Source organism: Streptomyces sp. NPDC001415 (genome assembly GCF_053597395.1).
Window position 1 is genome coordinate 14387 of sequence record NZ_JBSFIE010000037.1, and the last position, 25523, is coordinate 39909.

Here is a 25523-nt window from a genome sequence, read left to right on the forward strand (position 1 = left end):
GAAGAGACCGGATGACTGAAAGAGAGCCCGCGATGCCGGAGATATCTATGACTGACCTGACCCGGCCGGCCCCAGCACCGGGGCCGGCCTTCTGCTTACCCGCGTTTCCCCGTCGATGGCTTTGGACCAGCAGCCCCACGTTGTGAGGCTTGGGCCGTGCCGCGACTCCACCGGAAACGCACTGCTTTCCTCAGTGGCTGTTGACGCCTGGCGTACCGCCACCACCAGTGTCCTCGCCGCAGTGCGCAGCTCGTCACCCGAGCGGTGGGAGGCGAGGACGTCCGCAATGGCCAACCGGCGGCGACTGTGAAAATCGCTGTCCGATCACCGGAGCACGGTGATAGACATCCGGCATGGAAAAGAATCTTGAGTTCCCTGACCTGTTGCGACTGATCGATGAACGGTCGACCGCCTTCCGCGCCGTGGTCGCCGCCGCGCCCGGTCTCGACGCGCAGGTGCCGACCTGCCCCGGGTGGACGCTGTTCGATCTGGTGAAGCACCTGGGTGGGGGAGACCGTTTCTGGGCCGCCATCGTCGGCGCGGGGCCTGCCGACGCTCCCCCGGCCGAGGCCGTCGCCGCGCGCGCCGCGCTGGAAGTGCCGCAGGAGCGTGAGGCCCTGCTGGCCTGGCTGGACGCGTCGACGCAGCTTCTGCTGGGCGCCCTGCGCACGGCGGGACCGGAGAGCGGTTGCTGGACGTGGTGGCCCGCGTCGCAGTCACCGCAGACCGCCGGCGGCACCGCCCGGCACCGGGTCCAGGAGACCGCGGTGCACACCTACGACGCCCAGCTCGCCGGGGGCGCCCCGCAGCCGCTGCCGGTCGAGCTGGCACTCGACGGTGTGGAGGAGTTCCTGCTCACCGTCTGCGCAACGCCGAGTGCCTGGCCGCACACGCCCACGGCCTTCGACTTCCACGCCGCCGAGGGCCGCTCCTGGCGCCTCACCGTCGACGGCGACGGCGCACGCACCACCCGCATCCCCGCGCCCACCGCCGCGACCGGCGAAGACTCGGACACAGCCGGCGCCTCCGTCCACGGCACGGCCAGTGAGCTGGTCCTCTACCTGTACGACCGGATCAAGGCCGACACCTTGCACGTTGACGGAGACGCAGGGCTCCTCGACCTGCTCCGCGCCTGGGAGCCGGAGGAGAAGTAGGACGTAGCGGGGGCCGTTGGCCGCGCCTCAAACCGGTAAGACACGACTCTTCGCCAGGTTCGTCAGTCGCGGCACCCCGGCTCAAACTCGCGAGGCGGCCTCGGGACGTCACCAAGCCGACCGTCTGCCTGGATGGCAGTGCGCATTTGTCCGTCCCAGCGATCACGAGAAGCGACGCGACTGCCGTCGTCCCGATCTCGTCGAGAAGTCAGTCGATCGGGAGACTGCGGTGGCTGCCGTGCATGAGAGCAGGGCCTCTTGATAGCTCGAAGGGTGTCGAAGCCAACGTGCGGGCGAACGCGTACGAGACCCGTTCGACAGCAGCGGATTGAAGATCAGGCTAAACAGTCCGAGTGCGCTATCGACCTGACGCCATCTCAGGCTCCCCGGACACCAGGGGATGGGAGGCATCATCCGAGCCAAGACGCAGGTGGCAACGTCTCGTCCTCGGGGGTCGCCGAAATTCACAGCGCTCACAGCCATCAATAGAGGCTGTTCTCGACACTTCCATGTCGAACGCGCCAAGGGCCTCTTGGCTGCGGTTGACCTTGGAGGACGACGATGGACCTTGAGATGGTCCGCAAGCAGGCCCGCGTGTACGTAGCCGATGTGCTGTTGATGAGCGCCTATACCCTCGGCTACGTGCTGACGGTGGCCGGCGGCGTGTTCGGCGCATATTGGCTGGTCTTGCTGAACGGGTCGCTGGCCGCTGCGGGCCTCGGTGGTGCTGGTGCGCTTGCCCAGGCCTCACGGACCGTGCAGAAGCATGTGCGCCAGCGGAGGGCTGCTCGCGTTGCCGCCTGGGCGGCGCATACCCCGCCGATTATCGAGGCCGACTTGGTTGGGGAGATCCGGTCGCTGCTGGGCGACTGGGTGCGTCTGGTGTCGCTGGTGTGCTCGGCAGTCCTGTGTCTGGTGGGGATTGGTGCCGGCGTCTTCTTCCTGGTCTGCCAAAACGCGGCGATGGGCGGGGGGTGCCTGGTCGGGGCGGCGCTCATGTTCAGGTTGGCGTGGTGGTTCTCGCAGCAGCTGGGGAAGCGGCGGGCTGGACGTGCAGTCCGGCTCCTCCCGGGCTGAACCGGTGCACGAACCGCCCATGCACCGCACTCAGTTCCCCAGCCCACGTCCTGACATCAGTAAGGACCCCACCCATAACCGCATCAACGACGAAGCTGGCCACCAGGCGTGGCAAGCACCGTTGTTGCGGTACTAACCCGGTATCGGATCGTGGCACAGTGGACCGCTGCGGAGCACGAGGGGGCCGCACGCTGACGCACTGCACGTACGCGCGGTCGTTGCAGGAGGCCGTGGCGAAGGTAGGCGCAGCGCACGAGAAGCCCGGCGGCGTTTACGGGGACCAGGGTCTGTACCGGGTCGTGGAGGTCTGCGAGGCCGGGCCGCAGGGCCGGGTGCACCAGGAGGAGGACGCCTGCCGGCGGTTTGTCAGCACGGTCATGCTGGCCGGGAGGCCGCTCAGGAGCTCACTCAACTGCCGCACCCGGAGATGTTCGGCATCCTCTGTGACTTCTTCACCCGCGCCATCGTCTTCCCCGGCCGGTTCGGCTTCCCCAGCGGCACTGCCGCCGGCGACATCCAGCCGCACACCAGCGACCCTGCCCGCGCACTGTCCCGCCTGCTCCTGGAACACCTCACCCAACACGCCCTGGACCTGGTGGAGGCCGACGACCGGGCCCCCGCCGGCCTCCCGGAATGGGAAGCCGAGGGCCAGCCCCTGGCGCCCCGCGACGATGAGGACAACGAGGCGTCAGCGGACCTCATCGAACAGGTCCTCGGTGTCTGCGAGTAGCACTACGCGGCCCTGACCGGCACCAACTCCGGGCAGTGGAACAGGGAATCGGCCCGGGATCTCGTGGACGTCGCCCTGCGGACCGTGCACATGGCGGAGCAGGAGACCTACCCGCAGGCGCTGGACACGTACCTGCACGAGCGCCGGGCGCGGCTGGAACGGCTCTGGCGCCGCTACAGGCCCGGCGGCATGTTCGCGGGCGAGCTCGTGCTGATCGACCTGTCCGGATGCCTCGTGCTGTGCGAGAGGATCGAGACGACCTGCTCAGGCTCGAAGGGATCTGGGCGAAGCACGGCCAGGAGGAAACCACGCTCGAAATGCTTCAGGCAGCTGGCTGTACGACACGGGTAAAAAGGACGGACGATGAGCAGGATTCCACTCAAGAAACACCAGATCGAGCAGAAGTCGAGTTTCCGTCGGTGGGTCGGATTCCCTGCAAGGTCATCCGTGCCCCCTCAGGGTGCCCGTGGCACGATCGTGTCAGCGACCGGGTCCGGGAAGACGATCATGGCCTCTGCGTGCGCGCTGGAGTGCTTCCCCGAGAGCCGGATCCTGGTGACCGTGCCGACCCTGGACCTGCTCGTGCAGACCGCCCAGGCGTGGCGGGCGGTGGGTCATCGCTCCCCCATGGTCGCGGTGTGTTCGCTGGACAACGACCCGGTGCTGACCGAGCTGGGGGGTGCGCACCACCACCAACCCGATCCAACTGGCCCTGTGGGCCGGGCACGGGCCCGTGGTCGCGTTCGCCACGTACGCCTCCCTCGTGGACCGAGAGGACTTCGAGAGCCCGATGGGTCAGGGGAAGGTTCGTGGGCCGCTGGAGGCTGCTCTGGCGGGCGGAGAGCGCCTGTACGGCCAGCGCATGGACGGTTTTTCACTCGCCATCGTGGACGAAGCCCACTCAACCGCAGGTGATCTCGGGCGGCCGTGGGCGGCAATCCACGACAACGCCCGCATCCCCGCAGACTTCCGGCTCTACCTCACCGCGACCCCGCGCATCCTCGCCTCGCCCCGCCCGCAGAAAGGCGCGGACGGCCAGGAGCTGGAGGTCGCGTCGATGGGCCAGGACTCGGAAACCTACGGGCCGTGGCTGGCCGAGCTCGGGCTCTCCGAGGCGATCGAGCGCGAGATCCTCGCCGGGTTCGAAATCGACGTACTGGAGATCCGCGACCCCTCCCCCGTCCTCGGGGAGTCGGAGGAGGCGCAGCGGGGCCGGCGCCTGGCCCTGTTGCAGACCGCGCTGCTGCAGCACGCCGCCCGCCTCAATCTCAAGACCGTCATGACGTTCCATCAGAAGGTGGAGGAGGCCGCCGCGTTCGCTACGAGGCTGCCGGAGACCGCTGCCTCGCTGTACGTGAACGACGTCTCCGACGACGACCTGGCCGCCGCTGACAAGCTGCCGAAGTCCTCCATCGACGCGGCCTTCTACGAGCTGGAGGCCGGCCGCCACGTCCCGCCGGACCGGGTGTGGTCGGCATGGCTGTGCGGCGACCACCTCGTCACGGAACGCCGACCGCCCAGGCATCCGACGCGGCGATCGACACCGCCTGCCGAATGGTGCGGCTGCCGACCATGCGGGCCCAGCCCGCTGACGCCATCGCGCGCGCCGAACGCAAGGGCCTGTCCTACACCGGGTTCCTCGCCGAGCTTTTGATGGCCGAGTGCGAGGACCGAGACCGTCGCAGGGCCGAACGCCGCATCCGCGCCGCACCCTTCCCCCGCGATAAGTCTCTGCGGGAGTTCGACTACACCGCCAACCCGAATGTCACCCCGGCGGTCATCCACGGCCTCGCTACCTGCGAATGGATCGCCAAGGGCTACCCGTTGTGTCTGATCGAGGACCCCGGCACCGGCAAATCACACCTGCTGATCGCGCTGGGCACCGCAGCCGCCATGGCCGGCTACCGCGTCCGCTACACCACCGCCGCCGCCCTGGTGAACGAGCTGGCCGAAGCCGCCCACGACAAGCAGCTCGGCAAGACCATCGCCCGCTACGGACGCGTCGACCTCCTGGAGATCGACGAACTCGGCTACCTCGAACTCGACCGCCGCGGCGCCGAGATGCTCTTCCAAGTTCTGACGGAAAGGGAGGAAAAGAACAGTATCGCCCTCGCCTCGAACGAGGCGTTCACAGGCTGGAGCAAAACCTTCACCGACCCGAGGCTCTGCGCGGCCATCGTGGACCGGCTCACCTTCAACGCCACCCTCATCGAGACCGGCACTGAGTCCTACCGCCTCGCCCGCACCAGGGCCAAGAACAACGGCACTACATAAGTAGCCCGTCCTCGAACAGCGGCGCATTCAACTCCCTTACCGTGTTTGACTTTCCCGCATGTCAACACCTCTCGGCGTTTCCCGACCTGACCAGGCTGCTTACATGCTGCGAGCCGCCACCAGCGCCGCCGGCCACGGCTACAAGCAGGAGCTGATGGAGCTACTGGACGTCCAGCCGGGCCAGACCGCGCTCGACGTGGGATGCGGCCCGGGCACGGACCTGCCGGCACTGGCAGAACGCGTCGGCGCGAGCGGCACAGTGATCGGCGTGGACCGCGACCCGGCGATGCTGGCCGAAGCCCGCCACCGCACCAGCGACCTGCCTGCGGTCCAGATCCGTGAAGCAGATGCCCACACCCTCCCCGTCGCACCCGCCACGGTGGACCGGGCCAAGATCGACCGGGTTCTCATGCATGTCACCGAGCCGGCTGGTGTGCTGGCACAACTCCACCTGGCCACCCGGCCAGGATCACGGATCGCCCTGGCCGAGCCGGACTGGGACACCCTGGCCATCGACGCGGAGGACCTCGAAACGAGCCGCGCGTTCACGCGTTACACCACGTCGGAAGTGGTCCGCCATGCCACGATCGGCCGCAGCCTCGCCCGTCACGCGGAGCAGGCGGGCTTCGTCGTCGAGACAGTACGAGCCACCACACCCGTCTTCCTGGACTTCCACGACGCGGACCACACCCTCGGGCTCGGTCGCAACATGCAGCAGGCCATCCAGAACGGACACATCGACGAAGCACGCGGCCGCCGATGGTTCGCGTCCCTCTCGAAAGGCCCCTTCTACGCGTCCTTCACTCTCGTCACCGTGATCTGCTCCCGCTGACGAAGCACCGGGACTCGCCCAGCGACACCCGCGAGTCCCGGTCATCGATCCCCGAGCCCGGCAGTCCCCAATCAAGCCGCCCCCAGGTCCACCTCACAACGCCCGATCTCCGCGAATCACCCACAAAATGGGGCCAGTTGGCGTCGCCTTGGTGGGGCCGATGATGAACGCCCTAGCCATCGTTAGGGTGAACGATGTCCGGGGCGGGTGGCTGGCAAGCCTGCCGGTGACGGAACTCCCGTTCCGGACAGTCCGGCTTCCACGCTATCGATCCTGGGGACACGCGCGTGAGTGACATCAAGGCTGCGGCGCATCCGGTGGCACCCGCCCTGCCCTGCCCGATCGGCGACCATCCCCGCCGGGACCTGGCCGTGCTCCTCGACATGCTCTGGGCCGTACTGTGCGGACTCATCGGCCTGTTCATCGGCGTGGTCGTACAGGAGAGCCTGGCGGCACACACCGGCGCGGACGTCTCATGGAAGGCGATCGGCCTGCGGGGCCTGGTGATCGCGGTGGCCGCGATGCTCGGCGCGTCCTTCGCCAACCAGGTTCTGCTGACCATGTGGACGGGGGCCAGTGTGGGAAAGCACGTCACGCTGCTGCGGGTGGTGCGGGTGGACACCATCGCGCGGCCCTGCTTCGCGCAGACGGTGCGCCGCTGGCTGTACGGCCTGGTCTTCGTCATCGCCGTCCTGCCCCTCGCCGCCCTGCAAGTCACGGACATCGGTGGGCCGGACGGGCCGCGCCACGACGCCATGGGACTGCGCATCGTCCGCCGCACATGCCTCGACCTGCGCGGACAGTGCCCGGACTGCAAGCAGGGCCACCCACGCCGGCGTGCTACCCGGACCCCCGCGCAGCGCTAGAGGGGCATTCCACCCGCCGCGCCCCTACCGTCGAGGCAGTCGGCGAGTACGTGGCGCTGTTCGGTTCAGACGGCAGAGTCACGGTGAGCAGCACCCGCCGTGCCCTGTGCGGGACTGTTCGGTAGCGCCCGCTACCGTTACGGCATCAACGACACAGATTCATGGGGGACGGCATTGGCCAGCGCGAGCGATGGGACTGCGGCAGTAGCCGGGACAGCGGGCGCGCTGCCCACTGTTGTGAAGGCCGGGGCAACCATCGCGCTGCTCGCAGCTCTGGCAGCGGTCGCTCTCGCTCTTATACCGGTGTTGGCAACGGCCCAGGGCGTGGACTCCTACGATCCCGACGGCACCGAGGAAGTGACCTGCGGATCAGTCCTGATGCCCTCAGGGGACGACGCCCTGGCCCACAGCACAAGCAGGACTGCGGCAGTGGTCTGCAGCTCTGCGAGGGTTCAGCGAGCGGGATGGTCCGGCGTAACCCTTGGCGGCTCCATCGTCGTCCTCGTCTTCTCGCTGCTGATGGGAGACGGCATGGCCAGCGGCCCTGACACGGGATCGCCACAGGCACGGCGTTCGCCCGCCCCGGACCCCGCCGAGTAGCGGATCAGTTCGCGTTCCGTGCGTCGCCTGTCCGGTCTGCCGGCACACCCGGCTGACGTCGCAGGCGACGTGATCCGGGCCGTCCCTCCTCCAGGGCCACCCGTGCGGGGTTCATCAGGGCGCCTGCAGACCAGTGCCTCGCCCCGGTCTCACCCGGTCCGGACCGGGTTCCGGTTTCGGCGGGCCGGTCGCCGAGATCAGCCAGGCAACGCACCAGCAGCAGACCCAGCTTCGCCATCTGCTGCGTCCGCGCCACCGTATGGGACCGCCCCGGAGACACCAGAAGACGTCGCGCCTCAGCCACCCCTAGCAGGAGCTGAGAGCGCAGCTCGTCGTCCCCGGGCAGCGGGGCCGCGGCTGCCTCCACCGCGGCGGACCGCCGGGTCAGATGACGGCGCATGCGGGCCCAGGATTTCCTCCGCCTGGTCAAGGCGTTCCACCGCCGGAGCACCCTGGCTGAGCGGGCCCCGGCAATACCCCCGTACGCGCCTGGCCGGGAACTCCGGTCCGACGACGTATTCATGAGCACCCCACGCTCGACCGAGGGAGCTCCCGGGGACAACTCCCGTGCCCACAAAGGCAGATATGCGGAGAATGCGCCGCCCGCCAGCCTCCACCGTGCCGGGTGTCGACCACGACTAGCACCACGACAGCGCCCAACAGCCCGACGTCGAGCACCACCGCTTCGGCCAGGCCTCGATCCCGTCGTCGTAGCGGCCTGTCGTCGGCAACTCCCGCGCTGAGACTCAGCCCTGCCCGTCCCGTGTCGGCGCCTCGATCCGGGGATGCTTCGAGTCCCGGCCTGGTTCGGCGAGTTCCCCGGCCAGGTCGGCCGGCTCCTGCCCCTCAGCACGTAACCACCAGGCAAGGACGGAAGTCTCTTCAGCACGTGCGCACACATGGGCGACATAGAGCGTGCCGCCCGCGAACTGGTCGTACACCGGCTCGGGATGCCACCCGAACGCGTCCACATCCACGTCATCAGCCGGTGACCACACCTGATTGAACAACAGGCAAGTGAACCGTTCCAGGTTCGGATGGAGCCCCTACCGAACCCTACCGAACGGCTCATCGGCGGTTCGCCGAGTGGAGTGCCTCACCGTCCCGCCATGGCGGCACAGCAGGTGGCCGCCCCGCGTCGGCCGCCGCCGTGATCGCTAGGGTGTCCCCATGATTCTTCACCGGGGGAGGGTGCGCCTCGCGGCGTACGCGGGGGTCGCCGTACTGATGCTTTCGATGTCGGCTTGCGGCACGCGCACGGCCGGCTCACCGCCCGGAGTGGGCGGTGCGGGGGCCGAGAAGCTGGGTTTCGAGCGCTACGCCGACCGTGTGCAGTGGCCCGGATCCAAGGACGAGGACTATGTCGCGCCAGGCGAGGGACTGCAACTCCTCGCCCGGCAGGGGAACTGCGTACTGGGCATCGGCACGTACGCCAACGGCTACGGGTACGTGCCCGTCAACTGGTCCGGCAACGCGGACTGCACCAAGCTCACCCTGCATCCCGACCCCGCTGGTTCACCCAAGGACGAATCCGGCGTGCCGAACTCGATGCGGCACGGAGCTCCCGGCGGCGGAGTGCCGGCCCAGGCGGTGGTCGACTGGGGTGACGGGTCGCAGTTCTTCGTCTCCAGCGTGGTCCGTGTCCGCGAACGCGACGGACAGGTACGGCAGTTGGCTGATCTCAAGTTGCCCTGGGCCCTCAAGGAGTCGGACACCTCGGACCGCGGGACGGTCAGCTCGGCGGTTCGCAGCGGGAGCCGGCTCCTCATCGGAGGCAGCGAGACCGTCTCGGGCACCACCGGACCCTTCCTGTACGCCTCCGACGACCGCGGTGCGACCGTGCACCGGGTGACACTGCCGGCACAGGCGGGCAGCGGGAGCCGGACACCGGTCGGCCCGATGGCGGCCGATGGCCGGGAGGTGATCGCCATCGGCAGCTACTCCTCCAACGCCTTTACAAACGAAGCCACAGGCACTCTGGTGGTCTGGCACTCCGCCGACAGCGGAGCGCATTGGACCAGCGCCATCGTGAACGGACTGCCGACGGGCACGAGAATGCGCGGCGCGTTCCGGGTGGCCGGACGCTGGTTCGCCGTGGGGGACATCTCGGGGGCTCCCACGAAGCCCAATGTGCCCGTGCTCCTCACCAGCACCGATGGCGCCACCTGGACGAAGACCGACACCGCAGCGATGGGTGCCGGTGGCGTCGTCGCGGCGACCGTCGACGCCCAGGGGCACCCGATCATGGTGGGCAGCCTGCGGGTGCCGGGGAAGTCCCCGCAGGCTCCGGCGACGTACTGCGGTGCGGTCTGGACCGGCGACGGAACCCCGGCAGGATGGCAGCGCGGCGAACTCGGCTGCCACTCCCAGCCACCCGCTGCCGTAACGACCCTGGCGAACGGAACGGTGGTCATCGCCGGTAACAGCGACCTGTGGCTGCGGCACTGACAGGGACTGCCGGGTTGAAGGAGATCGGCAGCCACAACGTGTTGTCGACTGATGGGCGGCAAGCGTCGCGATCGGCTGCTGGCCGGGTCGCGCTCGCCGCAGCCGCCGACGACCAGTGCACCTGCTCAGCGCTCCACCAACCTCCGCAACCTTGCCCGGAGTTGGAAACTCCCCAGGCCAAACCCTCACGCACTCCGGACTCTGCGCAGATTCAGCGAGCCACCAGGCCCGCACCTAGTTCGACCAAACTGCACAACACCCGGCCAGAAGCGTGACGACTGCTCAGTTTCGCTGACCGACGGCAGCACGCTACGGATGCACTGTGCAGCATTACGAAGTAAATGCGATGGCGGAGAGTGGGCCGCCAGCTGTGGCTGTCGCGGATGTGGGCAGCGCCGGCAGGACCGTGGTGGCAAACACCGAGCTGAAACCCAACACCGAACCACTGAAAACCCAACGCCGAGCATCACCGGCGGCAGACGATGGCGCTCGGGGACTGGTTCCGGCAGGTGACCCCGCTCCCAGGGCCGATGAGGTGCGAGAGGCGCGGTGCGAGGTCCCGCTCGCAGGACAAGGCCGGGCCCTCATCGGGCTCGGCGTTCGCCTCCCGGCAGACCCTGTCGATGACGCTGCTGCTGTCGACCTTCGGACCGGGCGGAGGCGGGTCCGCGGAAGCCGACGGGGCGAGCAGGCCCAGGCCGAGCACCGATGCGGTGAGCAGCGCTGCGACTTGGGCGCGGGTCGGCCTCAGGGTCCGTCGCGACATGACTTTCCTTTCGACTGGTTCATGCGGATTTCATGCGAAGCAAGGCCATGATCGACCGCAGCGGCATCGTGCGGCATGGACACGCTCGGAGCGTTCGCGTGAACTCCGGGGTGAGCGACGTCCGCGTCGTCCTCGGCATCGGGGACGGCTGACCCCGGCGGCCGGAATCCGTGACGAGTACTGGCATCTTTCGCTGTCGCCGAATTCGCTGTTTCCCCGCGGCGGGCGGAAAAGCTGGCCGCGCGTTCGCCCAAACCGGGCGTGGCCACAAGCTTTCTGGAACTGAATATAACCAAGTCCAAGAACGCGACTCGTCTCAAACGGTGGTCCAAGCCGGCGGCTGCGCCAGTCGGTGTGGTGCCTATCGACGCCAAGACGCTTTCCCCCATGCACGCCACGGTCCAGGCCACCACTTGGAATGAGGGGAACACGATCAAGGCCGGGCACGTGGAATATCGCCAATGTCACCAGCGAAAATCCGGACTACCGGTAGTTCGTTAAATCCGGCGGTGGTGTGGGTTGACGGCTGGCCGGGTTGGCCATAGGCCGGTGGTGGAAGTCAACTGGACTGGTGGAGGCTGCAGATGACCGCTCGCCGTCCGCGCCCGCCCGCGCCGGGGCCGTTGTACGCGGCCCGGTTCGACGACCTCTTCTTCAGCCTGGCGCAACGGCGGGGCTTTCGCGAGTACCTGACAGGGTTGCTGGCTCCGCGGGACCGGAACAAGACGCTGACCTGGCCGGTGCGGAGCCGGTGGCGGGTGCGGGAATGCCGGGGGTGCAGCGGCTGCAGTTCTTCCTGTCCGAGTCTCCCTGGGAGGCCGAGCTGGTCCACGACCGGCGGCTTGAGCTGCTGCGCGAGCGGCGGGCGACGGCTCCGCACGACGGCGGGGTCATCGTGATCGACGATTCCGGGGACCGCAAGGACGGCACCGCCACTGCACACATGGGCCGGCAGTGGCTGGGCCGGTACGGAAAGACCGACAACGGTGTGGTCACCGTGACCACGGCGTGGACCGACGGACGGATCTACTACCCGCTGCACGCACAGCCCTGCACACCCGCCCACCACTTCGCCCGCGGCCGGGCCGATCCCGCCTTCTGCGGCGTCTGGCAGTCGGCCCGGCGGCAGGTAGCCGCCGGGCCGCGAACGCGAACTGAGAGAGGGTCAGCCGATGTACTCGTGCTCGCGTCGTGCTGCGGGGGCCGACGTCAGGTACTTGCCCAGCTTCTCCCCCTCGACGTCGACGTTGGGCAGGACGGCGCCGAGCCAGCGCGGCAGCCACCATGCCGACCTGCCGAGCAGGGCGAACAGGGCCGGGACGATGGCCATCCGGACCACGAAGGCGTCGAAGAGGACGGCGGTCGCCAGGGCGAAGCCGATCATCTTGACGAGGGAGTTGTCATCCAGGATGAAGCCCGAGAAGACGCTGGCCATGATGACGGCCGCCGCGCTGACGACCCGGCCACCGTAGCGGAAGCCGATAACGACCGCCTCGTCGGGGCTCGCGCCGTGGGCGTAGGCCTCGCGCATCCGGGAGACGAGGAAGACCTCGTAGTCCATGGCCAGGCCGAACACGACACCGATCATGAAGATCGGCATGGTGCTCATGATCGGGCCGGGCTGCTCGACGTTGAACGCCTCCTTCAGCCAGCCCCACTGGAATATCGCTACCACCGCGCCGAGCGACGCGCTGACCGACAGCAGGAAGCCGAGGGCCGCCTTCAGCGGGACCAGAACGGAGCGGAAGACGAGCATCAGGAGGAGGAAGGCGAGGCCGACCACGAGGCCCAGGTAGGGCAGCAGAGCGTCGTCGAGGGTTTTGGAGAAGTCGATGAACATGGCCGTCTGGCCGGTCACGAGGATCTCCGTGGCGCCCGTCTTCGCCTCTTCACCGTTGGCGAGGCCGCGCAGCGCGTGGACGAGGTCCTCGGTCTTGCTGTCGGTGGGGCCGGTCTTCGGTACGACGTTGATGATGGCGGTGTCGTTGGCCTGGTTGGGGCTGGGCGGGGAGACGGACTCAACGCCGTTCTGCTTGGCGAGGTCGGTGCCCAGCGTGGTGGCGGCGCTCTTGGCGTCCTTGCCGGAGACGGTGATCATCAAGGGGCCGTTGAAGCCGGAGCCGAAGGACTCCGACAGCATGTCGTAGGCCTTGCGCTGGGTGGTGGTCTTGGCCATCGTCCCCTCGCCGGGCAGCCCCAGTTCCAGGCTGGCCGCCGGAATGGCGAGGGCGCCGAGGCCCACCACGCCGACCAGGAGCACGGCCACCGGGTGGCGCAGGACGTAACCGGCCCAGCGGGAACCGAGGTTGGGCTTGGTACGCGCGGCGCGCTTGGCGGCCTTGCGCTGCTGGCGGACAGAGAGCGGCTTGCCCTTCTGCTGCATGCGGTCGACGCGGCGCAGGATACGGAAGGGGGCCCAGCCAAGGAGGGCGGGGACCAGAGTGAGTGCGATGAGCACCGCGATCGCGACCGTGCCCGCGGCCGCCATGCCCATCTTCGTCAGCATCGGGATGTTGACGACAGCGAGGCCCGCCAGGGCGATGATCACGGTGAGGCCCGCGAAGACGACGGCGGATCCGGCGGTGCCGACGGCGCGGCCGGCGGCCTCGGCGCGCTCGCGGCCTTCGGCGATTTCGGAGCGGTAGCGGGAAATGATGAAGAGGGCGTAGTCGATGCCGACGGCCAGGCCGATCATCATCGCCAGCGTGGACGTGGTGCTGGACAGGCCGAGCGTGGCGCCGAGCGCGGTGATCGCGGAGATGCCGATGCCGACGCCGAAGAGCGCGGTGAGCAGGGGCATTCCGGCGGCGATGAGCGAGCCGAAGGTGAGGAACAGGACGAGCGCGGAGACCAGGATGCCCATCTGCTCGCCGCCGCCCGCGGCGGCCTCGATCTTGACGGCGTCGCCGCCCGCCTCGACGGTCAGGCCGCTGTCCCGGCCCTTGCCGAGAGCAGCATCGAGGCCGTCGTGCTCCTTGTCGGCCAGCTTGGGGGCCGCGTCCTTGTAGGTGACAACCGTGTAGGCGGTGGTGCCGTCCTTGCTGACGGACTTGGCCTGGTACGGGTCGGCGGCGCCGATGACGCCAGGAGCCTTCTTCAGGTCGGCGACGAGGGTCTCGACCTTGTTCTTCGCCTCAGGGCCGGAGATCTTCTGGCCCTGAGGCGCACGGATGACGACGCGGGCGCTGGCGCCTTCGGCGCCGACGGCGGGGAACCTCTTCTGGAGGAGGTCGAACGCCTTCTGGGATTCGGTGCCGGGCATGGAGAACGTGTCCGCCGGCGGAGTGGCGGCGACCGAGGCGGCATAGCCGACGCCGGCGAAGACCAGCACCCACAGGAGCGTCATCACCCCCCGCCGTCGGAAGGCGAGTCGGCCCAGTTTGTAGAGGAACGTAGCCACGGCGAAGGGACTCCCGTCGGGGTCAGCAGGACAAGCAGGACTCTTGGACTACAAAAAACCGCTAGAGCGGTTTGTGAAGTTGCAAAACTGGATGACGTAACGATCAGCTCACGGATACGAAAACCGGGCGTGACTCCGGGAACTCCCTCGGGACGCAGGGATGCTGGGTCGGCATACGGCAGTGTGGGCGACCCGAGCGCCCGGCGACCGTTCCTGGGCGCCGGTGAGGATCGGCCCGCCTCCCCAGCCGCATGAGGGCACCGCGAAGAGGGCGGGCAGTCCGAGGCCGCGGGGTGGGTTCCGCGAACACCGCCATACGCATCGCGAGACAGCGGCCGATCCCGACGAGCGCGGTGGCCGACAGGTACACCGTCTGCTGCAGGACGAGTCCGGCGCCGGGAGGGAGCGCCGCCAGCGAGCCGACGGCGGCGGACGTGACCAGCCAGGCGAGGGCAACGGTGACCGCGCCCTTCAGGTGGCCGGTCAGACCGGGCCGGCCGTGGCCGAACGAGACCCTGGCATGCAGCTCGGTGGCAACCACCGCGGAGGCGACCGTGGTCAGCGCGTTCACCGCCACCCACAGGACCCACTGCGAAAGCAGGACCAGGACCGCCGAGGCCGCCAGGGTAACCCCGCTGCCCAGATCGGCGAACCGCCCGGAAGCCGCCGCATGCCGACGGATCAGTCGCGGGCCGTTCATGGTCGTCCCCTCCCGGTCTACTGCCCCCAGCGGGGGCGTCTTGTGCCGCAGAGCGTGACTGACCCCCCATTCAGCGCGGTTTCAGCGCGGTTTCAGAGGTACCCGCGGCGATGAAGCCGGTGTGGCGACACAACACCGCCCACCTCGACCGTGACCGGCGTTCAGCGAACCAGAGTTGGAAAGTGCCCGGGGTGTGCCCCGCGTCAGCCGTGCCGGCCGGCTGGACCGCCGTCACCGTCGAAGCCGCCCCGCGACACGGACGAGCAGGCTTCAGCTTGCTCCGGCACCGCATCGGTGACCATCACATCCCAGGGCGTTCTGCGCGACGGCCGGGGGTTCGTCGATCTCACCCTGCCGGACGCCGACCCGCAGCAGCGGCGCGAACTGAAGTGCAGCGACTGGTTCCAGTACGCGTTGCACAACGAGGACCGGCTGCTCTACGGGTCTCCGCGGCTGACGCTCGCGGGCACCCACCGAGAGAGACCGCCGCTGGCGAAACTGGCGGACTGGAGCACGCCGTATGGCGGTTCAAGTCGCAGACCCGCACCTAGATCCCATGAAGGCACAGGGGTTCGGCGCTGTCGAGTACATACGCCCGGGCGCTCTGACTGCTCGGACGTTCGAGCGGGGAAAGCGGCGCTGCTGGTGGGGAATTACGGGCTCAGTCGCTGATCTTGTGATCGGGGTTGAGCAGCCGTCTGGCAACTCAACCGTGCTGAGTGTGTGCACTCCCCGGCGGGCAGGGGCGAGCTCGGCTGATCGGCCGGGCGGTGCGGGGCCGGTACGGGCAGTCCCGGTAGCGTGCCAGGATGGGAAAGACTGTCACGTATCTGGAGATGACCGATCGCGGCGAGCTGAAGCCCGGTCGGATCGTGCCTTCGTTGAGTCTTCGGCGCGAGGAGGGACTGTCGGCGCTGGCGCGTTCGGTGCAGGCCCAGGTCGGAGCAGCCTACGGGTGGCGCAGTTCGACGCGCTCCGACCTGGAGTGGCAGGAGTTGGCGCGGGCCCACCCGCACCGCCAGTACTGGCTGATCGAGCTGGCGGGCGAGACGGCCGGGATCGCCGCGCTGGAGCCCCAGCCCGGTGGGGTCGTGGAGATCCGTACCTTCGGACTCCTGCCGGAATACGTCGGCCAGGGGCTCGGCGGGCATGCCCTGACACTGGCGCTGCAACAGGCCTGGGCGACCGAACCGTTGGAAGCGGAGACCGTCCGCAGGGTGTGGCTGCACACCAACTCCAACGATCACCCGAGTGCGCTTCTCAACTACCAGAGCCGGGGCCTGCGGGTCTACCGCACCGAGGTCGAGGAGTAGTGCGCACCCCCGGGCCGTGCCTCGCCCGACGGCTGGGGCGGCCGCGGGCCGGGGACTATTGCCCGGGTGACCGCGACGGACATGGCGGCCACGACTGCCACGGCCTGAGACATTCACGCAGGGGCACTGATCTGCGTGCGCACAGGCAGTTGACCCCGGCGCCAGAGCGGTGGTCGCAAGTGGCCCACGGCGAGGATTTCGACGACGTACTCCGCACAGCCCTGAGCTGACGGCCCGGCCCGGCCCACGATGGGACGCCTCCTGTGGGGACCGGCGCCGAGGTTCGCCGTGTGGGGCCTGCGCGACGCGTCCTTCCACGTCCTGCACCCCGCAACCGGCGCCCTGCTGTGCCGCCACCGCCCCGCCAGCATATCCTCGCTGCCGCCCCCCGGCGAGCGGTGCGACGACAGCCGAGCCTGGCCACCGGGCAAGGCCTACCGTCCCACCCGCTGCCTGGGCCCGCTGAGCCCCGCGTGCCCGCCCGTACATGCGCGCGACAATGCGTTCGGCGGTGAAGACCATGGGCCACCAACACGGGAGCCGGGCTGACGGGGAAGTGCAGAGGCCGAGGGGGGAGACCGCGCCGTCTGCCGTCAAGTCCCAGTCACCCGAAGGGATTACCGCGCGGTTACGACGCCCCAGGCCTTGCACCTGTGCCGTAGCGTTTGCCAACTGCCGCCTGCCCAGGGCGGAATGCGGCAGGCCGGATCGGGAGAGGACGGCATCGGGGTGGTTACGGACGATGATGAGGGAGCCTGGACTGACCGGGCGGTCTGCCGGACTGTCGATCCTGAAGAGCTGTTCGTCGACGGCGCGGCCCAGCATCAGGCGAAGGCGGTGTGTACCGGCTGTCCTGTACGCACCGAGTGCCTCGCCTACGCCCTCGACCACCGGATCGACCATGGCGTCTGGGGCGGCATGACAAGCCGGGAACGGCGCGGACTGCTGCGCCGGCGCCCGATGGTGACCTCCTGGCGGCGCCTGTTGGAGGAAGCCCGCACCGAGCACGAACGCCAAACGCGCCCCGCAGACGGCCCGTGGCGGCACGAAGCCGGATGAGTGGCCCAGAGCCCGTCTACCGGACCGGCCGCCTGCGGTCCTCGAAGTCCGTGACCTCATCGCCATAGTCTTCGGCGGCTTGGCGCGGCTCACGGTGCGGAGGCGTCGTGTTCGAGTCCGGGCGGCACGGCGGCGAAGTCCCGTTGCACGAGGGCCGGTTTGTCGGTCTGGCGGGTAGTGATGAAGCGCCCCTTGTACGCGATCACGTAAAGCGCGGGCCCATCTGGGCTCTGTACCTCCAGCGGCGAGGACGAGGGCGGGACGGCAGTATCGAGGGCGTCCAGGGCCTGGCGAAGGCGGTCCAGGTCGGCTGGGGACATGTGTCCGCCTGAGGTCGGGTCCATTCCGGACACGGAGGAGGTTCCGGCATCGTAGAGGCCGTCCTTGAGGACCTCGATCTCACGGCCGGTGGTACCGCCAGGGGTGAGCCGGGAGATGTGCACGAGCACGTCGTCGCGCGGGCTGCCGACGGGCCGGTTCGGGTGGTGCGGGTCGCCGCCTGGGCCCGCGTCGGAAGGGAGTCCGCCGCACCCGGTCACCAGCGCCGCAAGGACCACCATCAGCAGACCGCCCCGCCGCATCATCCCCGAATTCCCCTTCCGCGCCTGCCTTGCCGTCCCGAGCGGCCGTGACTTTCGGTGTTCACTCAAGCAGGCCGCCAGGGCCATCGCGTGAGTCCGCGTACTCATTTCGTACGGTCCGGTCCTGGCGCGGATCTGGACATCCGGGTGCGGCAGGTGCAGCTCCACAGCCACTCGGAGCGGCGCTTCGCATCACCCGAGCACTCAATGGTCTGCCCTGGTCAGTTGGTGCCGAGGACGGCGAACAGGTAGTGGGGGCTGGCTTTGTTCACGAGAACCGGGCTCTGCCAGAGATCTTGGGGAGTGGTCGCGGAGGGTTACAGTGCCGTTCGATTTCGCTGGGCTGCTGTCGGGTGGGACCGCGTGCGCCGCGTCGCCGAGCCTGGATAGGTGACGCTCCATCAGGTAGTCGCCGCAGGGCAGCTGTGCCGGGTGTCCCCGCTGACGGTGCTGTTCATGGAGGCCAACGCATCGTTGTGGGAGTCGCCGGTGTTCGCTGGCATCGACGAGGTGGCCGTCGAGGCGGCGGCCACCGTCTTCGGCACGGTCGGCATCGTGGCCAGAGGACGGTCGGCCGGTGCGTCGTGTCCGGCCTGCGGGCAATTCTCCGCGCGGGTGCGCGACGCCTACCAGCGCCACCTGCGGGATCTTCCGCTCAGCGGCCAGCGCGTCGTCATCCACCTGCGGATCCGCCGCTTCATCTGCGGCTCGCCGCACTGCGCGCGCCGCACCTTCGCGGAACGGTTCTCCCGCCTGACAGCCCCGTACGCCCGCTTCACCAGCCGGGCGAACCACACGCTGGAGCGCATCGGGCTCGCGCTGGCCGGGCGGCCCGGTGCCCGCCTGGCCGCCCAACTGGGCCGCGCACGCCCTGGTCCACGAGTTGCTCGCGCAGGGCCACTCGCGCCGTGCGATCGCCCGGCACCTCGGCTGGGGGGCCTCAACACCGTGCTGCGGTACGCGCGTGCTCCGCGCCGGCAGGACCCCCTCGGTGAAAACCGGCCCCGGCCCAGCAGGCTGGACCCCTACAAGCCCTGTCTGAAGCGGCGGTTCGCCGAAGGATGCACCAGCGTCACCCGGCTGCAACGCGAACTGCTCGCCGAGAACGCCCCCGTCACCTACCAGATGGTCCGCGCCTATCGCCACCCTGCGCAACGCTCCCGCGCACATACCGCCCCCGCCACCAACAGTGCGGCAAGTGACAGGCTGGCTCACCCGCCACCCCACCACCTTGAGCGAGGAGGACCGCACCGCCCTGAAGGCCGTCCTGACGCCCTGCCCCGAACTGGACACGGCCGCCGGGCACATCCACGACTTCGGCGAGATGCTCACCGACCGCCGCGGCGCCGAGCCCCCACCTGGATCGACACCGTCGAGACCAGCCAACTGCCCGGCCTCACCGGCTTCGCAAACCACCTGCGCCGCGACCTGGACGCCGTGAGAGCCGGACTCAGCCTGGAGCGGAGCTCCGGCGTCACCGAGGGCGCCGTGAACCCCATCAAGAAGATCAAGACGCAGCTCTACGGACGGACCGGATTCGAACTGCTCCGCAAGATGATCCTGCTCCAGTGATCCTCTGCGACCGCTCCCCAAGATCTGTGCCAGACCCCGATGGCGAACGCCCCTAGCCAGTGGGACGCTCGGTCGTGCGGTTCGGGACCGGTCCGGCCTGGACCCGCACAGCATGCCGGGAAGGCCGGGGACCAAAAACCTGGCTGCGTATGGCCCACACTCGGCTTCCGCCCTACCGAACTTCTCGCTGCGGAGGCGGGTGCGTTCAGGGCGCTGAGCGGCCAGGACATCGGGATGGCGTGCGTTCTGGTTGCGCCAGCGCAGACAACGATGCAACTCCCGCGTCTGGACGATGTGGTTGGGGTGATTCGAGTTGGCCAGGGTGAACTGCCGCAGAGGCCCGAAGTGCGCCTCGATCGGGTTCGCCCAGGACGCGTAGGCCGGGGTGAAGCACAGCTCGGCCCGGATCTTCTTGGCTCAGCGGCGAGCCTTCTCACTCAAACCCGTTTAGCGTCTGCGCCGCGCTGGTGGGAGAGCGGTCAGGAGATCCCGTTGGGTGTCCGTCAGGGCGTGGGAGCGCTTTCGCGTGAGGGTGAATGGTGGGTGGGCCTGGCGTCAGGCCAGGTGATGGCTACGGATCCCCATGTCAGGCCACCTCCGAATGCGGTGAGCAGTGTGCGGGTTCCGGGTGCGACGCGGCTGCTGGTCGGGTCGGACATGGCCAGCGGGATGGATGCCGCGGCGGTGTTGCCGTGGTGGCCGATGGTGAGGATTACCGAGGTGTCGGGGATGCCGACGCGTTGGGCAACGGCGTTGAGGATGCGGGCGTTGGCCTGGTGGGCGACGAACGCGCCTACCGAGCGCGCATCCCAGCGCATGGCGGTCAGGGCGCGGCGGCTGGCCTGGGTCATCTCGGCGATGGCGCGCGCGTAGACGGAGCGGCCTTTCATGGTGAAGTACGGGTGGCCGTCGGGGATGCAGATCATGCCGTTGCCGGTGCCGTCGGAGCCGAGGTAGCTGAAGAGGATGGCGCCCGGTTCGTCGGAGGTGCCGGGGCGCAGGGTGCACGCGGCGGCGCCGTCCGCGAAGATGACGGCTGTGTTGCGGTCGGTGGGGTCGATGATCCGTGAGTAGGTCTCCGCGCCGATGATCAGCGGGTTGGTGTACTGGCCGGAGGTGACCAGGGACTGTCCGAGGGTGAGGGCGTACAGGAAGCCGGAGCATACGGCGGATACGTCGAAGGCGGGGACGCCGGTGAGGTCGAGGTGGGAGGCGACGGCGGGCGCGGTGGCAGGGCATCGCTGGTCGGGTGTGGTGGTGGCCAGGATGAGGCAGTCGCAGTCGGGTAGGCCGGCGGACTGCAGGGCGGCGCGGCCGGCGGAGTGGGCCAGGTGGGAGGTGCGGGTGGCGGCGCCGGCGATGTGGCGCTGGCGGATGCCGGTGCGTTGCTGGATCCATTCGTCCGAGGTGTCGAGGCCGGTTGCGGTGAGGGAGGCGTTGGTGACGATGTTGGACGGCAGACTGTAGCCGAGGCCGGTGATGACGGCGGCTTTGCTCACGTCTGGCTCCAGACGGTCTGTCTGGTCGTCTGGAGAGGCCAGGCCGGCAGCACGCTCATGGTCGTGTCTCCAGGAGGCTGTCCGTGCGGGTTCCGAGGCCGGGCAGGTGCTGTTCGATGTCACCGATGCCGTCTTGGTACAGGTGCGCGGCTTCTTCCACGTGGTCCCATTGCGCTGTCTCCGGGCCTGAGGCGGCATCGTGGACATGGTCAAGGGCGCGGGCCAGGTTGTGGGAGGCGTGGTGGCAGGCGTGTGCGTTGGCGGGGATGCGCTGGTGGACGATGCCGGAGGCGATGGTCCACATGGCGGCCCGCGCGAGCGGGGCGTGGGTGGCGTCCGCGGGGCCGGTGGCGTGGTCGGGCAGATCGTAGACGGAACAGGAGAAGCGGCTTGCCAGGTCGGGGCCGCACAGGTCGTGAAGGACTGCTGTCACATAGGGGGTCTGACGCAGGCTGCGGCGTCCGAGGAAGTCTTCCAGTGCTTCGTTGGCGCCTTCGAAGATGCGGAAGACGCGCAGGTCCCGGTACATGCGGGCGGCTGGGTTGGCTTCGTCGTATCCACGTGAGCCCAGCAGCTGCATGAGGGTGTCGGCTGCGTGGACGGCCCATTCGGAGGCGAACACCTTGACGGCGATGATCGGTTCCATCGCGACGGTTTGGCCGCCATCGAGCCGTTCGGCGAGGTCGTACACGAGGGCGTGGAGGATGTCTGTCCGGGCGACGGTCTCGTTCAGCCGGGTGCGCACGACGGTCCGGTCCTTGAGGGGCAGGCCGGAGACGGTGCGGCGTTCAGCGAAGCGGACACCGAGCTGGACGAGTCGTTTGAGTGCTCCGAGTGCCGCCGCGGCGAGGGCGAGGCGGGAGGCGTTCATGGAGTCCATGGCGACGTTGCGGGCGTTTCCTTGGCCGAGTACGGCGGTGTCGGGAACGCTCACGTGGTCGAAGTACATGCGGTTCTGGACCATGCCGCGTTGCCCGAAGGACAGGTGTTCTTCGCCGAGGACGACGCCGGGGCTGTCGGTGGGTACCGCGAGTGCGAGCAGCGGGGATCCGGCTGGTCGGGCGGGGTCGGCGCGTTGGGCGATGACGGTGCAGATTCCGGCCCATGCGCCGTTGCCGATCCAGTGTTTGTCGCCGGTCAGCAGCCATCCTCCGTCCTGTCGTGTGGCGGTGGTGGTCACGCGGGAGAAGTCGCTTCCCACGGCTGGTTCGGTCTGCGCGTAGGAGCCGAGAGTGCGGCCGGTGGCCAGCAGCGGAAGCCACTCCTGCTTGACCGGCTCCGTGGCCCATACGGACAGGGCGCGGGTGCCGGGGAACAGGGAGGTTCCCATCCAGGTTGCGAGGCCGGTGTCGATGGCGGCGAGCTGTTCGGAGACCCGGAACATGTCGGTGAACGTCAAGGCGGTTCCGCCGTAGTCCTCCTCGATGAGGGGTCCGAACAGACCGGCTCGGCCGAAGTCCTGCACGATGTACGGCGGGATGCAGCGTCGCTCGTCGATGACACGGGAGTTCAGCCGGCGGGGGGCGTACTGGCGTAGCCATGCGATCTGTGTGTCGGCGCGCTCGCGGCTGACGTGTGGTGGGGCTGTGCGGGTGTGGCGGGAGAGGCCCCAGCGCGGGCCGCTGACGGTGCGCACCGGCCGGTCGGAACGGTTCACCTTGACCTCCGGGGTCAGGGCGCGGAGAGCGCTACGACGGCGTTCTGTCCGCCGAAGCCGCTGGAGTGGCTGAGGGCCAGCCGAATGGGCTGTCTGCGCGGTGTGCTGGTGGCTACGTCGATGCCGATGCGGGGGTCGAGCTGGTCGAGGTTGGCGGTCGGCGGGATGATCTGGTCCTGCAGGGCTCGTACCGTCAGGGCGGCTTCGATGGCTCCGGCGGCGCCCATGGTGTGGCCGAGGACGCCTTTGGGTGCGGTCACGACGGGTCGGTGCCTGAACAGCCGGGCGATGAGCGTGCCTTCGGCCAAATCGCCTTTGGGGGTACTGGTGGCATGGGCATTGATGTGGTCGACGTCTGCCGTGCCGGCTCCGGCCTCGGTGAGGGCGGTGTGGATGGCGTGTTGCAGACCGGAGCCGTCGGGGTGGGGGTCGGTGAGGTGGTGGGCGTCTGCCGAGGCTCCGAAGCCTGCGAGGAAGGCGAGCGGTGCCGCGCGACGGGCGACGGCATCGGCGTGGCGTTCCAGGACGAGCATTCCGGCTCCTTCGCCGAGGACGAAGCCGTCACGGCTGGTGTCGAACGGGCGGGAGGCGACCTGTGGTTCGCTGCGGTGTCTGGAGAGGGCTCCCATGCGGGCGAAGGAGGCGGCGATCACTCGGGCCATGGGGGCGTCAGTGCCGCCGGCCAGGACGATGTCGCAGGTGTCCTCGCGCAGTAGCTTGGCTGCGAAGCCGATCGCGGTGGCTCCGGAGGCGCACGCTGCGCCGAGCGCCAGGCTTGGGCCCCGTGCGCGCCAGGCGAGGGAGAGCTGTCCAGCGACCATGCTGGTGGCGGTCATCGGGACCGTGAGCGCGGAGGCGCGACCTTTCCGGCTCACGCTGAGGGTCTGCTGTTCCAAGGTGGTGATGCCGCCGAAGGCGGTGCCGACGATGACGCCGACGCGGGTACTTTCCCACTCGTCGGGGTCGAGGCCGGCTGTGGTGAACGCCTCCTGGGCTGCGGCGAACGCCAGTTGGCTGCAGCGGTCGGTGCGGCATACCCAGGTGCCCGGCATGAAGGCGTCGGGGGTGAAGCCGGGCACGCGGCAGGAGAAGTCCACGGCGAGGCCGGACAGTTCCTCATCCGCGTGGGCCGGTGAGAGACCGGACAGGATCGTCTTCCACGTCCGCTCGACGCCGATGCCTGCGGCGCTGACGATCCCGGTGCCGGTGATCACCACGTCCGCGGGTGCGTTCATGGCGTCTGGGCCGCCTGCAATACCTGCACGGCCTGCGTGATGGTCATGGACAGGTTGAAGGCGTCGTCGTCGAGTGTCACGCCGAGTCGGCCGCTGAGGATGTCGACCAGTTCCACGGCTGCGAGGGAGTCCAGGCCGAGATCGTTCAGGGTCGCGTCATTCGTGATCCCTTCCGGGTCGATTCTCATGTCTGTGAGCGCGTCGGTCAGGGCCTGTTGCAGCGGATCGGGAACAGCCATGACGGCCTCCGGAACGGGGTGGGGCGGGGATGATGCCCTGGTCGATGAGGTGGGTGAACAGGCGGGCGAAGTAGGCGTCGTCCAGCGCGGGAGCCGTCACGCCGAGGCCGGTCAGGACTGTGGAGGCGTGGTCGGTGTGGAAGTCGGGCAGCAACGTTTCATCCGTCAGGCCGAGCAAGTAGCGGGCAACGCCGAGGAGTGCGCGCATCGCGGTGCCGCTGCGGTGCTGCCCGAGTTCCTTCAGCGCGCTTGCCCAGCCGACGGCCGTGGCGGGGGTGATCGGGTAGCCGAAGGTGCGGGCTTGCCGGTAGAACTCCTCGCATGCGAACGGCTCGCCGCTTGTCAGGTGCCAGGCGTGGCCGTCGCCTTCGGGCTGGATGGACAAAGCAGCGATGGCCCGCGCGGCGTGGTCGACGGTGATGACGCGCAGCACGTTGCCGGTGTGGGGGAAGCGGCCGGTGGCGACCATGGCGGTGATCAGGCGGCCCGTGAAGTCGTCTTCTGGGCCGACGCCGGTGCGTGAGTCGGCCAGGACGACCGCCGGTCGGTATACGCGTACCGGGAGTCCTTCGGTGGCTGCTTCTCGTACCAGGAGTTCTGCCTCGTACTTAGAGCGGGGGTAGCCGACTTCGCTACAGGTCACCGCGGTCGGCACGGCGTCTTCGGGGACGGTCGCCAGGCCCGCTTTGCGGGCGGCGATGAACACACCCAGGGTGGACACGTGGTGCAGCCGGCGGCCAGCGTCCAGGCGGCAGAACTGGAGCACTTGCGCGGTCCCGGCGACGTTGACGGGGGCCAGCACCTCGTAGGGGGATCCCATGTTCACTGCCGCCCCGCAGTGGTACACCTCCGTAACCCTCCTGGCCAGTTGACGGTGAGTGGGCGCGTCCAGGCCGAGGCAGGGCTGTGTGAAGTCGCCGGTCACGAAGCGCAGCCGGTCGGAGTTGGCGGTGTCGGGGGCCTGACGGGACAGGGTGGCGCGCAGCCGGTGCTCGGCTTCCTTGTCGCTGGGGGCCCGTACGAGGCAGACGATCTGATGGTCGGTTCGGCGCAGCAGTTCAGTGCACAAGCGTGATCCGAGGAATCCTGTGGCGCCGGTGAGAAGGGCGTACATGGGGGGCGTCCCTTGGTTGCGGCCGAAAGGAACTCATCTCTGAGCCCGGCATTTAACCTCTGGTGTCGAACAGCACGTCGCACAGGCTCACTCACCTGGGCATGTGCCGGACAGGCAGCCGCCCCTCCCCCGCCGGAGACAGCCTGTCACCCGTACACGATTCAACTTGCTTTGCGTCAGTCCATTGGGCAATCCCTGCGGACAGGGCGCACAGAGCACACCGATGCACCGCACATGACAGTGGCACACCCCGCTCCACCGAACACGCCTTGCACGCCCCCGACCTCCCGATGCCCGTGCACTGGCTCTGGCTCTGGCTCTGGCTCTGGCCACGCCGCGACCGGCGCACCGCTCGATCGGCACGGTGGTTCTGAACGATTCATAGAGCGCGTATGGTGGTCATCACC

21 protein-coding genes and 4 pseudogenes are annotated in these 25523 nt (G+C 68.9%); 14 read left to right on the top strand and 11 right to left on the bottom strand.

Annotated elements, in window-relative coordinates; translation table 11 throughout:
* Positions 1-353 precede the first annotated feature (353 nt).
* The 9 genes and pseudogenes from ACWC2B_RS32075 (at position 354) to ACWC2B_RS32115 (ending at position 7533) form a co-directional block, all read left to right on the top strand.
* Complete coding sequence (locus tag ACWC2B_RS32075; protein WP_450722802.1) at positions 354-1154, top strand: maleylpyruvate isomerase family mycothiol-dependent enzyme; 801 nt, start codon at positions 354-356, stop codon at positions 1152-1154.
* 561 nt (positions 1155-1715) lie between these two features.
* On the top strand, positions 1716-2231 hold the full coding sequence (locus ACWC2B_RS32080; protein ID WP_450722804.1) for a hypothetical protein: 516 nt from the start codon (positions 1716-1718) through the stop codon (positions 2229-2231).
* Between the two features lie 427 nt (positions 2232-2658).
* Positions 2659-2961, top strand: a complete 303-nt coding sequence (locus ACWC2B_RS32085; protein WP_450722806.1) for a hypothetical protein — start codon at positions 2659-2661, stop codon at positions 2959-2961.
* Positions 2962-3051: 90 nt separating this feature from the next.
* Positions 3052-3312, top strand: a complete 261-nt coding sequence (locus ACWC2B_RS32090; RefSeq protein ID WP_450722808.1) for a hypothetical protein — start codon at positions 3052-3054, stop codon at positions 3310-3312.
* Positions 3313-3324: 12 nt separating this feature from the next.
* Positions 3325-4474: pseudogene (locus ACWC2B_RS32095) on the top strand (DEAD/DEAH box helicase family protein); the annotation flags it as partial.
* Entirely contained in the window at positions 4438-5235 is a 798-nt protein-coding gene (gene istB / locus ACWC2B_RS32100; RefSeq protein WP_450722810.1) for an IS21-like element helper ATPase IstB, read from the top strand. The pseudogene ACWC2B_RS32095 and the gene istB, both read left to right, overlap by 37 nt.
* A 103-nt stretch (positions 5236-5338) precedes the next feature.
* A complete protein-coding gene (locus ACWC2B_RS32105; protein ID WP_450722812.1) occupies positions 5339-6067 on the top strand; it encodes a methyltransferase domain-containing protein in 729 nt (242 codons plus the stop codon).
* A gap of 287 nt (positions 6068-6354) precedes the next feature.
* Complete coding sequence (locus tag ACWC2B_RS32110) at positions 6355-6933, top strand: RDD family protein (RefSeq protein WP_450722814.1); 579 nt, start codon at positions 6355-6357, stop codon at positions 6931-6933.
* A gap of 174 nt (positions 6934-7107) precedes the next feature.
* Positions 7108-7533 carry a hypothetical protein gene (locus ACWC2B_RS32115; RefSeq protein WP_450722816.1) on the top strand — a complete coding sequence of 142 codons (426 nt, stop codon included), beginning with the start codon at positions 7108-7110 and terminating at the stop codon, positions 7531-7533.
* Positions 7534-8279: 746 nt separating this feature from the next.
* Here ACWC2B_RS32115 and ACWC2B_RS32120 read toward each other — a convergent pair.
* Positions 8280-8543 carry a hypothetical protein gene (locus tag ACWC2B_RS32120; protein WP_450722818.1) on the bottom strand — a complete coding sequence of 88 codons (264 nt, stop codon included), beginning with the start codon at positions 8541-8543 and terminating at the stop codon, positions 8280-8282.
* A 160-nt stretch (positions 8544-8703) separates the two neighbouring features.
* Between ACWC2B_RS32120 and ACWC2B_RS32125 the strand changes: the two genes are divergently transcribed.
* Positions 8704-9981: a hypothetical protein gene (locus ACWC2B_RS32125; protein ID WP_450722820.1), complete on the top strand. Its 1278-nt coding sequence runs from the start codon at positions 8704-8706 to the stop codon at positions 9979-9981.
* Between the two features lie 466 nt (positions 9982-10447).
* Here ACWC2B_RS32125 and ACWC2B_RS32130 read toward each other — a convergent pair whose 3' ends face one another.
* A complete protein-coding gene (locus ACWC2B_RS32130) occupies positions 10448-10747 on the bottom strand; it encodes a hypothetical protein (RefSeq protein WP_450722822.1) in 300 nt (99 codons plus the stop codon).
* 584 nt (positions 10748-11331) lie between these two features.
* Here ACWC2B_RS32130 and ACWC2B_RS32135 point away from each other — a divergent pair.
* Positions 11332-12080, top strand: a pseudogene (locus tag ACWC2B_RS32135) (IS701 family transposase); the annotation flags it as partial.
* Here ACWC2B_RS32135 and ACWC2B_RS32140 read toward each other — a convergent pair.
* Together ACWC2B_RS32140 and ACWC2B_RS32145 are read right to left on the bottom strand one after the other, a co-directional pair.
* Positions 12081-14093 (bottom strand): annotated as a pseudogene (locus tag ACWC2B_RS32140) (MMPL family transporter); the annotation flags it as partial.
* Between the two features lie 157 nt (positions 14094-14250).
* Positions 14251-14847 carry a hypothetical protein gene (locus ACWC2B_RS32145; protein ID WP_450722824.1) on the bottom strand — a complete coding sequence of 199 codons (597 nt, stop codon included), beginning with the start codon at positions 14845-14847 and terminating at the stop codon, positions 14251-14253.
* An 809-nt stretch (positions 14848-15656) separates the two neighbouring features.
* On the opposite strand from ACWC2B_RS32145, the gene ACWC2B_RS32150 reads away from it, so the two are divergent.
* Together ACWC2B_RS32150 and ACWC2B_RS32155 are read left to right on the top strand one after the other, a co-directional pair.
* Positions 15657-16160, top strand: coding sequence for a GNAT family N-acetyltransferase (locus ACWC2B_RS32150; protein WP_450722826.1), 504 nt, complete (start codon positions 15657-15659; stop codon positions 16158-16160).
* Positions 16161-16853: 693 nt separating this feature from the next.
* Positions 16854-17219: a WhiB family transcriptional regulator gene (locus ACWC2B_RS32155; RefSeq protein WP_450722828.1), complete on the top strand. Its 366-nt coding sequence runs from the start codon at positions 16854-16856 to the stop codon at positions 17217-17219.
* An 89-nt stretch (positions 17220-17308) separates the two neighbouring features.
* Here the strand turns inward: ACWC2B_RS32155 and ACWC2B_RS32160 are convergent, their stop codons facing one another.
* Positions 17309-17803 carry a hypothetical protein gene (locus tag ACWC2B_RS32160; protein WP_450722830.1) on the bottom strand — a complete coding sequence of 165 codons (495 nt, stop codon included), beginning with the start codon at positions 17801-17803 and terminating at the stop codon, positions 17309-17311.
* A 387-nt stretch (positions 17804-18190) separates the two neighbouring features.
* Here ACWC2B_RS32160 and ACWC2B_RS32165 point away from each other — a divergent pair, with 387 nt between their 5' ends.
* Positions 18191-19372 (top strand): transposase family protein, encoded by a 1182-nt coding sequence (locus tag ACWC2B_RS32165; protein WP_450722832.1) that lies wholly within the window; start codon positions 18191-18193, stop codon positions 19370-19372.
* A gap of 180 nt (positions 19373-19552) precedes the next feature.
* On the opposite strand, the pseudogene ACWC2B_RS32170 reads toward ACWC2B_RS32165, so the two are convergent.
* The 6 genes and pseudogenes from ACWC2B_RS32170 to ACWC2B_RS32195 form a co-directional block, all read right to left on the bottom strand.
* Positions 19553-19774, bottom strand: a pseudogene (locus ACWC2B_RS32170) (IS630 family transposase); the annotation flags it as partial.
* 101 nt (positions 19775-19875) lie between these two features.
* Entirely contained in the window at positions 19876-20871 is a 996-nt protein-coding gene (locus ACWC2B_RS32175) for a beta-ketoacyl-ACP synthase III (protein ID WP_450722834.1), read from the bottom strand.
* A gap of 55 nt (positions 20872-20926) precedes the next feature.
* Entirely contained in the window at positions 20927-22528 is a 1602-nt protein-coding gene (locus ACWC2B_RS32180) for an acyl-CoA dehydrogenase family protein (protein ID WP_450722836.1), read from the bottom strand.
* Between the two features lie 14 nt (positions 22529-22542).
* Positions 22543-23763 (bottom strand): beta-ketoacyl-[acyl-carrier-protein] synthase family protein, encoded by a 1221-nt coding sequence (locus tag ACWC2B_RS32185; protein WP_450722838.1) that lies wholly within the window; start codon positions 23761-23763, stop codon positions 22543-22545.
* Positions 23760-23951: an acyl carrier protein gene (locus ACWC2B_RS32190; protein WP_450722840.1), complete on the bottom strand. Its 192-nt coding sequence runs from the start codon at positions 23949-23951 to the stop codon at positions 23760-23762. Before ACWC2B_RS32190 ends, ACWC2B_RS32185 begins: the two co-directional genes overlap by 4 nt.
* On the bottom strand, positions 23920-25116 hold the full coding sequence (locus tag ACWC2B_RS32195) for a thioester reductase domain-containing protein (protein ID WP_450722842.1): 1197 nt from the start codon (positions 25114-25116) through the stop codon (positions 23920-23922). The genes ACWC2B_RS32190 and ACWC2B_RS32195 overlap by 32 nt, the downstream gene beginning before the upstream one ends.
* Positions 25117-25523: the final 407 nt, after the last annotated feature.

Coding starts and splice junctions, on each gene's coding strand:
- ACWC2B_RS32075 (WP_450722802.1), top strand. CDS start 354: ATGGAAAAGAATCTTGAGTTCCCTGACCTGTTGCGACTGATCGATGAA.
- ACWC2B_RS32080 (WP_450722804.1), top strand. CDS start 1,716: ATGGACCTTGAGATGGTCCGCAAGCAGGCCCGCGTGTACGTAGCCGAT.
- ACWC2B_RS32085 (WP_450722806.1), top strand. CDS start 2,659: ATGTTCGGCATCCTCTGTGACTTCTTCACCCGCGCCATCGTCTTCCCC.
- ACWC2B_RS32090 (WP_450722808.1), top strand. CDS start 3,052: ATGGCGGAGCAGGAGACCTACCCGCAGGCGCTGGACACGTACCTGCAC.
- istB (WP_450722810.1), top strand. CDS start 4,438: ATGGCTGTGCGGCGACCACCTCGTCACGGAACGCCGACCGCCCAGGCA.
- ACWC2B_RS32105 (WP_450722812.1), top strand. CDS start 5,339: ATGCTGCGAGCCGCCACCAGCGCCGCCGGCCACGGCTACAAGCAGGAG.
- ACWC2B_RS32125 (WP_450722820.1), top strand. CDS start 8,704: ATGATTCTTCACCGGGGGAGGGTGCGCCTCGCGGCGTACGCGGGGGTC.
- ACWC2B_RS32130 (WP_450722822.1), bottom strand. CDS start 10,747: ATGTCGCGACGGACCCTGAGGCCGACCCGCGCCCAAGTCGCAGCGCTG.
- ACWC2B_RS32145 (WP_450722824.1), bottom strand. CDS start 14,847: ATGAACGGCCCGCGACTGATCCGTCGGCATGCGGCGGCTTCCGGGCGG.
- ACWC2B_RS32150 (WP_450722826.1), top strand. CDS start 15,657: ATGGGAAAGACTGTCACGTATCTGGAGATGACCGATCGCGGCGAGCTG.
- ACWC2B_RS32155 (WP_450722828.1), top strand. CDS start 16,854: ATGCGGCAGGCCGGATCGGGAGAGGACGGCATCGGGGTGGTTACGGAC.
- ACWC2B_RS32160 (WP_450722830.1), bottom strand. CDS start 17,803: ATGATGCGGCGGGGCGGTCTGCTGATGGTGGTCCTTGCGGCGCTGGTG.
- ACWC2B_RS32185 (WP_450722838.1), bottom strand. CDS start 23,763: ATGAACGCACCCGCGGACGTGGTGATCACCGGCACCGGGATCGTCAGC.
- ACWC2B_RS32190 (WP_450722840.1), bottom strand. CDS start 23,951: ATGAGAATCGACCCGGAAGGGATCACGAATGACGCGACCCTGAACGAT.
- ACWC2B_RS32195 (WP_450722842.1), bottom strand. CDS start 25,116: ATGTACGCCCTTCTCACCGGCGCCACAGGATTCCTCGGATCACGCTTG.